Consider the following 13,707-nt stretch of genomic DNA (forward strand, 5'->3'; position numbering starts at 1 on the left):
GACGTGGCAGTCGTCGCAGCTGTTGGTGCTGGGGATGTGGTTGCCGGGCTTGCCGGTGGCGGTGCTGCCGTTGTGGCAGCTGGCGCAGGCGCCGGTGACCGAGGCGTGGTCGAAGCGGACGTCGGTCCAGTCGGTGGTGACGTGGCAATCGTCGCAGCTGTTGGTGCTGGGGATGTGGTTGCCCGGCTTGCCGGTGGCGGTGCTGCCGTTGTGGCAGCTGGCGCAGGCGCCGGTCACCGAGGCGTGGTCGAAGCGGACGTCGGTCCAGTCGGTGGTGACGTGGCAATCGTCGCAGGTGTTGCTGCTGGGGATGTGGTTGCCGGGCTTGCCGGTGGCGGTGCTGCCGTTGTGGCAGCTGGCGCAGGCGCCGGTCACCGAGGCGTGGTCGAAGCGGACATCGGTCCAGTCGGTGGTGACGTGGCAGTCGTCGCAGCTGTTGGTGCTGGGGATGTGGTTGCCGGGCTTGCCGGTGGCGGTGCTGCCGTTGTGGCAGCTCGCGCAGGCGCCGGTCACCGAGGCGTGGTCGAAGCGGACATCGGTCCAGTCGGTGGTGACGTGGCAATCGTCGCAGCTATCCGTGCTTGGTACGTGATCACCGGGCTTGCCGGTGGCGGTGCTGCCATCATGGCAGTTGGCGCACGTACCGCCGACGGCGGCATGGTCGAAGCGGACGTCGGTCCAGTCATCGGTGACATGACAGGAATCGCAAGTGTCAGCGCTCTCGACATGGCCCTCGGGTTTGCCGGACGCGCTATCACCGTCATGGCACTCGACACAGTCACCGGTGACGAGGGCATGGTCGAAGGCGAAGGGATTCCAGTTCTGGACGGTGTGACATTGGTCGCAGCTGTCGGAAGCAGGCGGGTGCGATCCGGGCTTGCCGACCGCCATCTCATTGTCATGGCAGCCGACACAGGTTTCCGGGGTGTCGGTCAGGACGCCGTCCAGATGGCAGCTTTCGCAGGCCAGTTCCCCGTGGGCGCCGTCCAATGCAAATCCGGTTGCGCCGTGATTGAAGTCGGAGAAGGCGCCCGCGATGCCCTCCTCATCCTGGGCCCGGAGGCTGGACCCCAGCACGACAAGGCAGATCAGAAGCAGGACCCGAAGACCCCATGCCACGGCGACGGCCAGCCCGGCGGTTTGGGGCCTTCTCTGGACGCCAACGGCGCTTGCGCCATCCGGGTAACACATATGGCAACCCCAGTACCGCTTGAGTACCGCTCAGAGGACCAGATTGCCTTCGAGACGTGCAGCACGGCCTGTGGCCGGGAAACCGGCGGGCAACGCGGTCGTCGAATTGCCCAAAGATAGCTCCAGCCCGATTTTTGAGCAACCTCGGCGTTGGCCGGCTGTGGCCTTCGGCAGCATTTCGCTGTCGTGAGATTGAGGATTGGGTTGCCGATATACTAGATGATCGAGCAATCCACGCGAGGCTTTTGAAGCGTCAATCCTCCTGAAAATCGCGCCTTCGCAACCAGAGGTGCAGGATATTTCGCAGCCCGGCCGCAATGCGTTTCTCTTGGGGAGTGACGCCTTACAGGACGGTTCGTCGTTCACTGCGGGGCGAGAAACATCGACCAAGCCTCTTCATCCGGGTTCCAATACAGGTCGACCCGAGGCCGCCGCGGGTCATTTCCGGGTCAGAGCCCTGCTTCCTATCGAATTGTTTATCCTCAGCGAAGACATCAGCCCACCAAATTTGAAAATTGGCGTTCTCATGAAATACGCCCTCGCAGTTTCCTGCGAGAGCGCATGCCCGTTTTACCGATAGTCAGGGCCATCAGGCCTTGGCGGTCGCCTTCGAGGGCTTCGCCGCATTGACCTCGCCAACCGCCAGCGCGGTCAACTTGGCGTTGGTCGCCTTCTCCTGATCGAGGATCTGGGTCAGCAGGTCGTGCGCCTCATCCTCGCCGAGTTGGCGCGCCCATTCGCGAAGCGTGCCGTATCGGGCGATCTCGTAGTGCTCGACCGCCTGGGCCGCGCCGATCAGCATCGCATCGAGAGCCGCACCCTCGGCTTCCTCGATGATGCCATCGGTCTCCTTGATCAGCCCCTCGATGGCATCGCATTTTTCGCCTTCGGCTTTCTTGCCGATCGCCTTGAAGACCTGGTCGAGCAGCTTGATCTGCTCCTTGGTCTCGGTCAGGTGCGCCTTCAATGCTTCCTGAAGATGGGCACTGCCCGCGGCCTTTGCCATTTTCGGCAGCGCCTTCGTCAATGCGTTCTCGGCATAGTAAATGTCTTGCAGCGTATGCTCGAAAGCGTCGTTCAGCGTCTTCATGATGAGCCTCGTCACTTGCGGGCACCGCGCCCGCGCTGCCGAGAAACGAGCAGAACCGTCCGGCGTTCCCTGCGCTCGGCACGGAAAGCGAGAGATGGCGCATTTGGAGATGAGAGTGCGCGCGGCGACTTGGCCATTCCGCCGAGCCGGGCCGGGGAAGAAGACCAATTCCTGCCGCCGCGACCGACCAATGCGTGATGGAGAAGTGATGAGTGTTCGCAGGCGTGTCGGGCCACCTTGGAGGCTCGCCATGACCGCTTCGGGCTAATAGCGGAGGGAGAGACGCGGCCGAAGCTGTCCCCAGGATGGAGATCCTCAGGGAAACAGCCCTCGGCCGCATTTCATTTCATGGTCAGCCGGACAGGGCCGCCTGCAACGCGTAATAAGAGCTCTTCGGGGTCCGCTCCAGCGTTTCGAAATCGACATGGATCAGGCCGAAGCGCTTTTCGTATCCCCACGCCCATTCGTAGTTGTCGAGAAGCGACCAGTAGAAAAAGCCCTTCACGTTGGCGCCGCCCTTGATGGCCCCGCGCGCGGCTTCGAGATGCCCGGCGATGTAGCTGGTGCGCTCGGCATCGGTCACGGCGCCGTCCGTGACCTCATCGGCCCAAGCCATGCCATTCTCGGTCACGTAGATCGGAAGATCCCCGACATAGTCGCGGGCCATCCGGGTCAGAAGGTTGCTCAGTCCCTCGGGGTAGATCTCCCAGCCCATCTGCGTCTTCGGCAGCGGCCCTTCATGCCCCTTGGTGGCGGGCCAGGGCGCGCCGGGGACGGCGGAGACGATGCCGCGCGAGTAGTAGTTCACGCCGAGCCAGTCGATCGGGGTGGAGATCGTCGCCATGTCGTCCTGCCAGTTCGCCGGCAGATGCGGCTCCAGCCCCTCGAGCGCGGCCTGGGGGTAGGTGCCCTTGGCGACAGACTCGATGAAGAAGCCGTTGTTGATGGCATCCGCCGTCGCCACGGCCTTTTCCTCGCCCTCGCGGAAAGGCAGGATGTCGGCAAGGTTCAGAACGATGCCGAGATTGTCGTGGCCGAGGCCGCGCAGCCGCTCGACGCCGAGCCCGTGCGCAAGCTGGACATGGTGCATGGCGCGGGCGGCGGCGCGGATGTCGCGCAGGCCCGGGGCTTGCTCGCCGAGGTAATGCGACAGCCAGCTGACGCACCACGGCTCGTTGATCGTCGCGGTCCGCTCGATTCGGTCGCCGATCCGCGCCATCACCACTTCGGCGAAATCGGCAAAGCGCAGGGCGGTGTCGCGGTTCATCCAGCCGCCGTGATCGGCCAGCGCCGAGGGCAGATCCCAGTGGTAGAGCGTCAGGAACGGCCGCAGTCCGCGATCGATCATGCCGTCGACGAGACGGTCGTAGAAGTCGAGCCCCTCCGGGTTGACGGTCCTGCCGTCGGGCATCACCCGGGCCCAGCTGGTCGAGAAGCGATAGGCGTCGAAGCCGCCGTCGCGGATCAGGTCGAGATCGCTTTCCCAGCGGTGGTAATGGTCGCAGGCGAGCGACCCGTCCTCTCGGCGCACGACGTTGCCGGGCGTCGCCGCAAAGCTGTCCCAATGCGACGAGCCGGCGCCGCCGAACTTGTGCCCCTCGATCTGGTAGGCCGCGGTGGCCGCGCCGAAGACGAAGCCTTCGGGAAAGCTGGAGCGAGGGGGGATCGGCACATTGCGCGCGGTGCCGGGCTCCGGGCTGCGGTCAATACAGATGGCATCTGACATAGTGGTTCTCTTCGAGTTGGGTGATGGGCGGCATGTCGGCATGGCACTGGTCCATGACCTTCAGGCAGCGCCCGGCAAACGGGCAGCCCCGGCTTTCGGGGGTGCGCATCGGAATTTCCGCCTTCTTCGCCTTGCGCTCGCGGGTCTTGCGGATGCCGGCCTCGGGCACGGCGCTGATCAGCAGCTGGGTATAGGGGTGGCGCGGCGACTGGGTGACGCTGTCGCTCTCGCCCCATTCGACCATATGGCCGAGATACATGACCGCCGTGCGCTCGGCGAAGTAGCGCGCCGTGGCGATGTCATGGGTGATGTACATGAAACCGATCCCCTCGCGCTTCATGTCGTCCATCAGGTTCAGGATCCCCAGCCGGATCGAGACGTCGAGCATCGAGATCGGCTCGTCCGCGAGGATGAACCGCGCCCCCACCGCCAGCGCACGGGCGATCGCGACCCGCTGGCGCTGGCCGCCCGACAGCTCGTAGGGGAACTTGCCGGCGGTCTGCGCGGCCGGCGACAGGCCGACCCGCTCCAGCGTCGAGATGACCCGCGCCTCCACCTCCGCCGCGCTCAGCTCCGGGGCATGGATGCGGATTGGCCGGGCGAGGTGATGGCGGATCGTGTGCACCGGGTTCAGCGAGCCGAACGGGTCCTGGAAGATCATCTGGACCTTGGAGGCGTAGTCGCGCTGGCTCTGCCGGAAACCGGGCGCGGTGATCTCGACCCCATCGACGCGGATCGTGCCACCGGTCGGCGGGGTGATCCGGGCGATGGCGCGGGCGCAGGTGCTCTTGCCGCTGCCGCTTTCGCCGACGATGGCCAGCGCTTCTCCCGCGCGCAGCGACAGGCTGACACCGTTGGCGGCGCGCAGGTACCGCTTGCGGAACAGACCGCCGCCCACGGGGAAGTCGATGACCATGTCCTCGACGGTGATCTCGGCGATATCGCTCATGAGGTGGCCTCCTCGACGACCTTGGTGTCGGCCTCCGTGGCCGCGCTCACCAGATGACAGGCGGCGAGATGCGGCGGCGTCTCGGCCACCGTCACGAGCCGGGGCTCGTCGGTCTGGCAGCGCGAGATGCAGGCCGTGCAGCGCGACTGGAAATTGCAGCCCTGCGGCAACTGAAGCAGGTTCACCGGGTTGCCCGGGATGCCATGCAGCCGCGTCTTCGGCCCATGAATGGTAGGGAAGGAGCCGACGAGACCCTTGGTGTAGGGATGCCGGGGTTGTTCGAGGACCTGCCGGGCCTCGCCCAGCTCGACGAGGTTGCCGGCATACATGATGCCGATCCGGTCGCAGATCTCGCCCATCAGCCCGAGGTCGTGCGAGATGAACAGGATCGCGAAGCCGTAGCGCTCCTTGAGGTCCTGCAACTCGTCCATGATCTCGCGCTCGACCACCACGTCGAGCGCGGTGGTCGGCTCGTCCATGACGATCAGCTTGGGGCGCAGCACCAGCGCGATGGCGATCACCACCCGCTGCCGCATGCCGCCCGAGAGCTGGTGGGCAAAGGAGGTCATCCGCGATTTGGCGATGCCGACCGTCTCGAGCAGCTCCTCGCCCCGGGCCCAGGCCGCGTCGCGGGAAATGTCCTGGTGCGCGAGGATCACGTCGATCAGCTGTTCGCCGATGGTGATCACCGGGTTGAGCGCGTTCATCGCGCTCTGGAACACCATCGCGGTCTCCTTCCAGCGGAACGCCCTGAGTTCCCGGTCGGACATCTTCAGCACGTCGCGCCCCTCGAACAGGATCTCGCCCTCGGAGATCAGGGCGGGCGCGTTGTGCATCCGGGTGATGGCGAAGGCGAAGGTCGACTTGCCGCAGCCGGATTCACCCGCGAGGCCCACGGTCTCGCCGGGATGGATGTCGAGTGTGACGCGGTTGCAGGCCCGCGCGTTGAGATTGCCGACGACATAGTCGACCGAAACGCCGCGACAGCTCAGCAAGGGTTGGGCGAGGGGGGTGGGGTTGCCGTCCATGGTCTCAGGCCTCCTAACGCTTGGCGTTGATCTCGGCGTTCAGCCGGCGCCATGTCCTGAGGTAGGAGCCGGTCTTGAGCTTCGGGTTCGAGATCTGGTCGATCGAGATGTTGATCAGCGCGAGCCCGCCGCCGACCAGCGCGATGAAGCTGCCCGGCACGATGAAGTCCCACCATGCGCCGACGAAGAAGGCCGCCGAGGATTGCGCCCAGTAGAGCATGGTGCCCCAGCTGGTCACCGTCGGGTCGCCGAGGCCGAGAAACTCGAGTCCCGCCTGCGCGCCGATCGCGTAGAGCGCGGTGCCCACGAACATGCCCGCCGCGAGGCTGACGAGGTTGGGCATGATCTCGACCACGATGATCCGCCACTTGGCCTCGCCCATGATCTCGGCGGCGGTGATGAACTCCTTGTTGCGCAGCGCCAGCGTCTGCGAGCGCATCACCCGCGCGCCCCAGGGCCATGAGGTCAGGCCGAGGATCAGCGCGATCACCAGCGGCCCGACATTGCCGAGGAAGGCCGCGAGGATGATCAGCAGGGGTAGCTGTGGGAACACCAGCATCACATTGGTGACGGCCATCATGATCTCGTCGGTGCGGCCGCCGAAATAGCCCGAGGAGACACCCACGGCGAGCGCGATGATCGAGGTCACCGTGGCCGCGGCAAAGGCCACCATCAGCGACACCCGGCCGCCATAGAGCGCCTGCGACCAGACATCCTTGCCGGCGCGGGTCGTGCCCATGACGTGCTCCGCGCTGGGCGGCTGGTGGCCGCGAGCCACGCGCTTGTCGGGATCGAAGCCGGTCAGCGCCGGAGCGGCGAGGCACATGGCGAGGATCAGCGCCACGATGGTCGAGCCGACGATGCCGGCGGTGTTGCCGCGATAGAACCCGGCGATGCCGCCCAGAAGGGAGAGAAGTCGTGTCATGTCGGCCTCATTTGCGCAGTCGGGGATCGAGCCAGACGTAGAGGATGTCGGCGACGAAATTGGCCATCAGCACGCAGATGACGATGAGGAGGAAACAGGCCTGCATCAGCGGGTAGTCACGCGCCGCCACGGATTTGATGATCAGCTGGCCGATGCCGGGATAGTTGAACACGGTCTCGATGAAGACCTGACCCGCCACCGCGAAGCCGAGTGCCATCGAAACGGCGGTGACCACCGGCAGGATCGCGTTGCGGGCCGCGTAATGGGTCATGATCCGGCGCGAGGACAGGCCCTTGGCCTTGGCCATGGCGATGTAATCCTCGCCCAGCACGTTCACCATCGCGTTGCGCATGGTGAACACCCAGGTCGCGATCATCGACAGCATCAGCGTCACCAGCGGCAGCACCGCGTGATAGGCGACATTGGCCAGGAAGCCCGGCCGTAGTCCCGGGTCGAGATCCGGATCGAAGCCGAAGCCGAGGGGGAACCAGCGCAGGGTCAGGGCGAAGACGAAGAAGATCATCAGCGCCGTCACCGCCTGCGGCATCGAGGCGATGAACTGCCAGAACACTGGCATCACCCGATCGACGAAGCCGCCACGATTGTAGGAGGCGTAAAGCCCGATGAAGCAGCCGATCACGATCGACAGGATCGTCGCGATCCCGGCGAGGAACACGGTCCAGGGCAGGGTGTTCGACAGAACCTCGGTCACCGGCGTCGGGAACAGCATGATCGACGGGCCGAGATCCAAGGTCACGACGCTCTGGAGATACTGCAGGTATTGCTGCCACAGCGGCGCGTCGACGAAGCCGAGCATTTCCTTGTAGGCGGCGAGCGTTTCCGGCGGCAGCTTCCCCCCGGCGGCGGCGAACATCGCGTCCACCGGATCGCCCGGCATCAGCCGTGGCATCACGAAGTTGAAGGTGATCGCGACGAAGATCGCGACGCAGTAGAAAACCAGTCGTCTCAGGATGAACGCCATTCGAGAGGCTCCTCCGGGCAAGGGGACGGGCGGGCAAGGGGACGGGCGGGCATGGGGAGAGACGGACCCGGCGGGCAAACCCCGGGCGGCGTCGTCGCAGGCTGGCTGCGCGGTGCGGCTGCGGGTGGACCGAGGACCACCCGCATGCCGGCTCACTTCTGGTAGAGGCCTTCGAAGACCGCCAGCTTGCGCCCGACCGAGTAGAAGACCGGCTGCACCACCGAATTCTCGGCCGTGGGCCAGCCGCCGATCCGGGTGCTGTTGTACTGGTACCAGGTCGGGTTCGAGAACAGCGGCACGAAGGGCATGGTCTCGCCGGTATAGACCATCAGCTCGGCCAGGATCTCCTCCCGGCGGGTGGCGTCGGTGGTCTGGCCGTATTCATCGACGAGCGCGCCCATCTCGGCGGAGGCCTTGCCGTGATTGACGTGCCAGCCCTGGCCCACGCGGCTCGGGTGGTAGTAGTCGTTATAGGTCTGGATCGGATCGACGCCGGCGGTCGACCAGCTCATCGACACCTCGTAGCTGCCTTCCTTGAGGGTGCTGTCATAGACCGACCAGTCGACCGTCTCGGTGCTGGCCCTGATCCCCACCTCGGCGAGGTACTCGGTCACCATCTGCGCCGACTGCACCCAATCGGTCCAACCGTTGACGACCTGGATGCCGAAGTCGATCGGCGCGCCATCGGGCGTCTCGCGGAAGCCGTCGCCGTCGATATCGACAAAGCCGGCCTCGTCCAGAAGCGCGATCGCGGCGTCGGGGTCATAGGCGACGTACTGGTCGTACTCGGCGTCGACCTCGTCGTTGAAGCTGGCCGCGTAGTATTCGCCCAGGCCCGTCGCATGGGTGGCGATGGTCGGATAGCCATAGGCCGCCATGTCGACGATCGTCTCGCGGTCGAGCGCCATCGACATCGCGCGGCGGAACGCCAGGTCGTCGAACGGGGCCTTGCGGGTGTTGAGGTAGAGATTGACGAGGTCGTTGGCCGGGTACCAGAAGCCGTGGTTCTCGGGGTCGCGGGCGACATAGGTGCTCTCGATGTCGGCGATGAAGTTCGAGCCCCAGTCGATCTCGCCGGCCATCAGGGCGGGCTGGATCTGCGCGTTGTCCGAATACTGGCGGAACTTGATGCAGTCGAGGAAGGGCAGACCGTCGCCCGCCTTGTAGTAATGCGGGTTGCGGCAGATCTCGACTTGGTTGTCGCGCATCGTCACGACCTCGGTGATCGGGCCGGAACCCACCGGGTCGGAATTCTTGAAGGTGATCTTATCCTCGACATCGCGCCAGACATGCTCGGGCACGATGTAGATCCCCTCGACATACCAGTCGAAGGTCGAATCCGGGCGGTTGAAGGTCACCCGCACCGTGGTCGGATCGACCGCTTCGACCGAGGCGAGCAGTTCGTCGGCCCATTTGCCGGTCTTGTCGAGGGTCGCGTCCTCCTGGCCGAGGCTGATCGAGTAGGCCACGTCGTCGGCATCGAGCACCTCGCCATCCGACCAGGTCAGGCCATCGCGCAGGGTGATGGTCATCGACATCAGGTCGTCGGCATAGGTGAACCCCTCCGCGAGGCGGAAGTCGATGCCGCCCTGCATCACGTTATGCGCCCAGAGCGGCTCGAACATCGTGCCGCGGACCAGATCCTCCTGCGCGTTCGAGAACGGGTTGAAGTCCTCGACGAAGGTGGCGGTGATGATCGGTACCGTCAGCGTGCCGCCCTGCGGATGCGCGCCTTGCGCGCTGGCGATGGCCGCAGCCGCTGTCGTGGCCATGGCCGACGTGATCAGGATCGAACGCTTCATGATGCTCCTCCAAGCGCAGTCTGTAACGTTACAGTGGGTTCTATAACGTTACAGTACGTCCAATCAAGCGGTATTGAGGCGGGGTTGGCTTTCGGATAGCAACGCAGGATCGAGGAGGGGGCCGTCATGAATGATATCAAGGGCCAACCGCGTGACCGGAGCACCCGGCCGACCCTCAGGACCATCGCCGAGCTGAGCGGTCTCGCGGTGACGACGGTGTCCCGCGCGCTGGGCGACGCCCCCGATATCAGCGCGGAAACCAAGAAGAAGGTGCGCGAGATCGCCGATTCGGTGGGTTACACGCCGAACCGGGCAGGGGTCCGGCTGCGCACCGGCCGGACCAACGTGATCGCCCTCGTTCTGGAGCCCGAGCCGGACGGGCTGAACATGTCGCCACGCATGATCGCCTCGATCGCGCAAGCGCTCGCGGGCACGCCCTATCATTTGGTGATGACGCCCGAGATGCCGAACCGGACGCCGCTGGACGCGGTTCGCTACATCGTCGAGACCCGGTCGGCCGATGCAGTGATCATCAACAAGATCCAGCCCGAGGATCCGCGCGTCGAGTATCTACGCAGGCAGAATTTCCCATTCGTCACCCATGGACGGACCGTCTGGGCGGACGACCATGCTTACTTCGACTACGACAACAGGGCGTTCGGCCGGGTCGCCGTCGAGACCCTGGCGCGCCATGGGCGCAGCAACCTGCTCCTGCTGGCACCGCCGCAGGACCAGAACTATGCGCGGGACATGATCGACGGCGCGGTCGAGGCGGCGGGGGAGCTCGGCCTCTCTTTGACGCTGGCGCAGGAGATGACCAGCGACAGCAGCGAGGCGGAGATCCGGCGCGGCCTCGCCCGCAGTCTCGAGGCGCATCCCGAACTGGATGCCCTTATATCGTCCAACCCGAACGGCACCATGGTCGCAACGGCCGCGATCGAGGCGACGGGACGCGTCATCGGCGAGGATTTCGACGTCTTCTCGAAAGAGACCATTCCGTTCCTGAAGCTGTTCCGCCCGCAGATCCTGACGCTGGTCGAGGACATCCAGAAGGCGGGCACGTTCCTGGCCAAGGCAGCCATCCACGAGGTCGCCATGCAGGGCGGCGACCACATGCAGATGCTCGATCGCCCGGAGAATGGCGCGGAAACGAGCTGACGGACCTGCAGGCGAACGAACTGCAGGTTCTCATGGTGTTTAGGCGACCTCCTGCAACAGGGCCGCAAACTGAGCGCCTTGTGCTTCTTGGTCATCAAGCGCAGTCGATGCCTTGACGGGGACCGTCTAGGGCAACGATTCAGGGCATCGGGTCCGGGACAGTCCGGCTGCGACATCCGCCTTCCTTTCTGCCTGCCTGCCAAGTGGTCCACGTGGCAAGCTCCGCGTCCGGCGGTATGGTGGCTCTGCGTCGGGACGCCAATCTGGCGAGCGGAATCGGCGTCCCACATGCCAATTGGCTCGAGTGTCTCAACACGACCCGGCGCTCAGCGCGATGCCCCTATGTCACCCGCGGTCTCCGTGAAGCGGAGCTGCTGAAGTCAGCTTCCGATCAGCCATCCAACAGAAGCTGGAGTGAACATGTGTTCATAAAATTGCCTGCGGGATCTTACTGTCTGGGCTGGCTACCAGCGCTCTATCTGAAATCTCGAGGGAGCCCATAGGAATTCTTGATCGCGCCACGATGAACAGTTGTGCGACTAGTATATCATATGTTATTACCCGTGGAGGTCCACCGAGGCGCTGGGTGCAAGCCCGTAGCTGCCTGGGACTTGGTTGAGAGCCAATCAGGGGAGGCGACATGGCCGAGATCTATGACCACAAGGGCGATCCAGTCCGCCACGGCAGGGCACGTGTGAACGGGATCCGCATGCACTACGTGACCGCCGGCCAGGGTGAGCCGCTGCTGCTGCTGCACGGCACGCCGAAGACCAGCCATTACTGGTACCGGCTGTTCCCGCTGCTGACGCAGCACTTCACCGTAGTGGCGCCCGACCTGCGCGGCTTCGGCTACACCGACCGGCCACCGGCTTCCGAAGGCTACGACTCGCTGACCAACGCGACCGATGCCGCCGAACTGATGGCGCAGCTCGGCCACGAGACCTACCATGTCCATGGCGAAGACCGCGGCGCGGAGTTTGCCTATGTGCTGGCCGCCAGTTTCCGCGAGCGGGTCCGCACCCTGTCGTTCTGCGAGATGCTGCTCTCGGGGCAGGGGCTCGAGGAATGGTCGAACTTCACCACCGACAACATCTCCGCCCAGTTCCGCCAGAAGGGCGTGTGGGTCTGGCACATCCCGTTCTTCTGGATCCCGCATATCCCCGAGATGCTGATCCAGGGCCATGAGCGCGAGTTCTGGGAGTTCTGGATCAAGGCCGAAACCTACAACCCCAATGCCATCACCGACGAGGCGATCGACGAATGGATCGCGCGGCTGATGGCGCCGGGCGGGTTGCGCGGGGTGCTGGAGACCTATCGCGCCGGGCTGAAGAACGCCGAGATCAACGCGCGGCTCAAGCAGGAGAAGCTGACGCTGCCGATCATGACCGTCGGCGCGCCCGAGTTCTTTGGCCCGCTGGTCGAGGAGCAGATGCAGAAGATGTCGACCGGTGTCGAGCGCGCCGAGGTGTTCGAGGAGTGCGGCCACAGCCTCGCGCTCGAAGCGCCCGAGCGGCTCGCCGGAATGCTCAAGGACCACATGCTCGGCCGGTCGGGCATTGCCCGCGCCGCCGAGTAGCCCCCATCCCGCATAAGCAACGGAGGAGCACGCTTATGTCCACCACCCGTCTCGCCCTTTGGTCGGCCACCATGCTGACCGCCACCGCCCTGCCGCTGTTCGCCCAGGACGGATCCAACATCGGGGATGTCGATCACCCGTTGTGGTACCAGCCGCCGAGCGCCGAGACGCTCGAACTGGCCAAGATCGACGATCTGTCCGACACCGTGGTCAGCGGCGGCCCGCGCGGCGAGGAGGGCGTGCTGGCCTCGACCCTCAACATCACCGAGGAGCAGGCGCAGAAGATCCGCGACGGGAAGTTCACCGCCGCCATCTCGATGGGTTGGCTCGGGGATGACTGGGCGACCCAGCAGCTGATCGGCCTCAACGAGACCTTCGAAAAGCTCGGCATCGAGGTGGTCGCCGAGACTAACGCCAACTGGGACGATGCCAAGCAGCTCGCCGATCTCGACGCGATCGCGGTGCTCAAGCCCGACCTCGTGGTGTCGATCCCGCTCAACACCCAGACCACCGCGAGCGCGTTCCAGTCGCTGGCCGAGGCCGGCTCGGAGATCGTGTTCATCGACCAGGCCGCCGACGGCATGGATGCCCCCGGGGATTACGCGGGCGTGGTCTCGTCGGACAACCTCGCGCTCGGCATGTATCTCGCCGATCTTCTGGCCGAGCGTAACGGCGGCACGGGCGAAGTCGGGGCGATGTACTTCGCCAACGATTTCTACGTCACCAACCTGCGCTATATCGGTTTCGTCGCGCGGCTGATGGCCAAGTATCCCGACATGAAGCTGATCGCCGCCGCCGGTCATGACGATCCCAATAAGGGTCAGCAGGTGGCGCAGGCGATGATCGCCCGCTACCCGGCGATGCAGGGGCTCTACGCCTCGTGGTCGATCCCGGCCATGGGCGCGGTCGCCGCCGCGCAAAGCTACGGCCGGACGCCGCAGGACCTGCCGATCGTCAACGAGAACTTCGATCAGATCGTCGCGGCCGACATGGCCAATGACGGCTTCATCGCGGGCATTTCCTCGCAGCGTCCCTACGATCAGGGCGTGGCCGAAGCGACCATCGGCGCACTGGCGCTGATCGGAGAGGACGTGCCCGACTACGTGGTGGTGCCGCCGCTCAAGGTCAGCCGCGACAATCTGCCGGCCTCCTACGAGACGATCTACCGTCTGCCGCTGCCCGAGCAGATGGCCGCGAACCTCGGCCAGTAACGTCCAGGCATCGGGCGGGTCGCGACCGGCCCGCCCGATGCCCGACCTGTTTGATCCGGAGGAGGTCCC

Annotated in this window: 11 protein-coding genes; 3 read left to right on the forward strand and 8 right to left on the reverse strand. The window is 65.1% G+C overall.

Going from position 1 to position 13,707, the window contains the following annotated elements; all coding sequences use genetic code 11:
* From FHS00_RS00105 to FHS00_RS00140, 8 genes are all read right to left on the reverse strand, one after another.
* A partial coding sequence (locus FHS00_RS00105; RefSeq protein WP_221188666.1) for a hypothetical protein occupies positions 1–990 on the reverse strand: 990 nt, incomplete at its 3' end.
* Positions 991–1,780: 790 nt separating this feature from the next.
* Positions 1,781–2,533: a YciE/YciF ferroxidase family protein gene (locus tag FHS00_RS00110; protein WP_343064572.1), complete on the reverse strand. Its 753-nt coding sequence runs from the start codon at positions 2,531–2,533 to the stop codon at positions 1,781–1,783.
* 100 nt (positions 2,534–2,633) lie between these two features.
* Positions 2,634–4,007: a GH1 family beta-glucosidase gene (locus tag FHS00_RS00115; protein ID WP_221188667.1), complete on the reverse strand. Its 1,374-nt coding sequence runs from the start codon at positions 4,005–4,007 to the stop codon at positions 2,634–2,636.
* A complete protein-coding gene (locus FHS00_RS00120) occupies positions 3,985–4,956 on the reverse strand; it encodes an ABC transporter ATP-binding protein (RefSeq protein ID WP_183468673.1) in 972 nt (323 codons plus the stop codon). Before FHS00_RS00120 ends, FHS00_RS00115 begins: the two co-directional genes overlap by 23 nt.
* A complete protein-coding gene (locus FHS00_RS00125; protein WP_183468676.1) occupies positions 4,953–5,984 on the reverse strand; it encodes an ABC transporter ATP-binding protein in 1,032 nt (343 codons plus the stop codon). Before FHS00_RS00125 ends, FHS00_RS00120 begins: the two co-directional genes overlap by 4 nt.
* Positions 5,985–5,997: 13 nt before the next feature.
* Positions 5,998–6,909: an ABC transporter permease gene (locus FHS00_RS00130; protein WP_183468679.1), complete on the reverse strand. Its 912-nt coding sequence runs from the start codon at positions 6,907–6,909 to the stop codon at positions 5,998–6,000.
* Positions 6,910–6,916: 7 nt separating this feature from the next.
* Entirely contained in the window at positions 6,917–7,891 is a 975-nt protein-coding gene (locus FHS00_RS00135) for an ABC transporter permease (RefSeq protein ID WP_183468682.1), read from the reverse strand.
* 152 nt (positions 7,892–8,043) lie between these two features.
* Positions 8,044–9,693 carry an ABC transporter substrate-binding protein gene (locus tag FHS00_RS00140; RefSeq protein ID WP_183468685.1) on the reverse strand — a complete coding sequence of 550 codons (1,650 nt, stop codon included), beginning with the start codon at positions 9,691–9,693 and terminating at the stop codon, positions 8,044–8,046.
* Between the two features lie 126 nt (positions 9,694–9,819).
* Here FHS00_RS00140 and FHS00_RS00145 point away from each other — a divergent pair, with 126 nt between their 5' ends.
* The 3 genes from FHS00_RS00145 to FHS00_RS00155 all read left to right on the forward strand — a co-directional run bounded on the left by FHS00_RS00145 (position 9,820) and on the right by FHS00_RS00155 (position 13,638).
* Positions 9,820–10,851, forward strand: coding sequence for a LacI family transcriptional regulator (locus FHS00_RS00145; protein ID WP_183468688.1), 1,032 nt, complete (start codon positions 9,820–9,822; stop codon positions 10,849–10,851).
* Positions 10,852–11,491: 640 nt separating this feature from the next.
* The gene (locus FHS00_RS00150; protein ID WP_183468691.1) at positions 11,492–12,427 is read left to right on the forward strand and encodes an alpha/beta fold hydrolase; all 936 of its coding nucleotides are present in this window, start codon (positions 11,492–11,494) and stop codon (positions 12,425–12,427) included.
* 35 nt (positions 12,428–12,462) lie between these two features.
* Positions 12,463–13,638: a substrate-binding domain-containing protein gene (locus tag FHS00_RS00155; protein ID WP_183468694.1), complete on the forward strand. Its 1,176-nt coding sequence runs from the start codon at positions 12,463–12,465 to the stop codon at positions 13,636–13,638.
* Positions 13,639–13,707: the final 69 nt, after the last annotated feature.

Source organism: Limimaricola variabilis (genome assembly GCF_014195545.1).
GTDB lineage: Bacteria > Pseudomonadota > Alphaproteobacteria > Rhodobacterales > Rhodobacteraceae > Limimaricola > Limimaricola variabilis.

Coding starts and splice junctions, on each gene's coding strand:
- FHS00_RS00145 (WP_183468688.1), top strand. CDS start 9,820: ATGAATGATATCAAGGGCCAACCGCGTGACCGGAGCACCCGGCCGACC.
- FHS00_RS00150 (WP_183468691.1), top strand. CDS start 11,492: ATGGCCGAGATCTATGACCACAAGGGCGATCCAGTCCGCCACGGCAGG.
- FHS00_RS00155 (WP_183468694.1), top strand. CDS start 12,463: ATGTCCACCACCCGTCTCGCCCTTTGGTCGGCCACCATGCTGACCGCC.
- FHS00_RS00140 (WP_183468685.1), bottom strand. CDS start 9,693: ATGAAGCGTTCGATCCTGATCACGTCGGCCATGGCCACGACAGCGGCT.
- FHS00_RS00110 (WP_343064572.1), bottom strand. CDS start 2,533: ATGGCGAGCCTCCAAGGTGGCCCGACACGCCTGCGAACACTCATCACT.
- FHS00_RS00115 (WP_221188667.1), bottom strand. CDS start 4,007: ATGTCAGATGCCATCTGTATTGACCGCAGCCCGGAGCCCGGCACCGCG.
- FHS00_RS00135 (WP_183468682.1), bottom strand. CDS start 7,891: ATGGCGTTCATCCTGAGACGACTGGTTTTCTACTGCGTCGCGATCTTC.
- FHS00_RS00125 (WP_183468676.1), bottom strand. CDS start 5,984: ATGGACGGCAACCCCACCCCCCTCGCCCAACCCTTGCTGAGCTGTCGC.
- FHS00_RS00130 (WP_183468679.1), bottom strand. CDS start 6,909: ATGACACGACTTCTCTCCCTTCTGGGCGGCATCGCCGGGTTCTATCGC.
- FHS00_RS00120 (WP_183468673.1), bottom strand. CDS start 4,956: ATGAGCGATATCGCCGAGATCACCGTCGAGGACATGGTCATCGACTTC.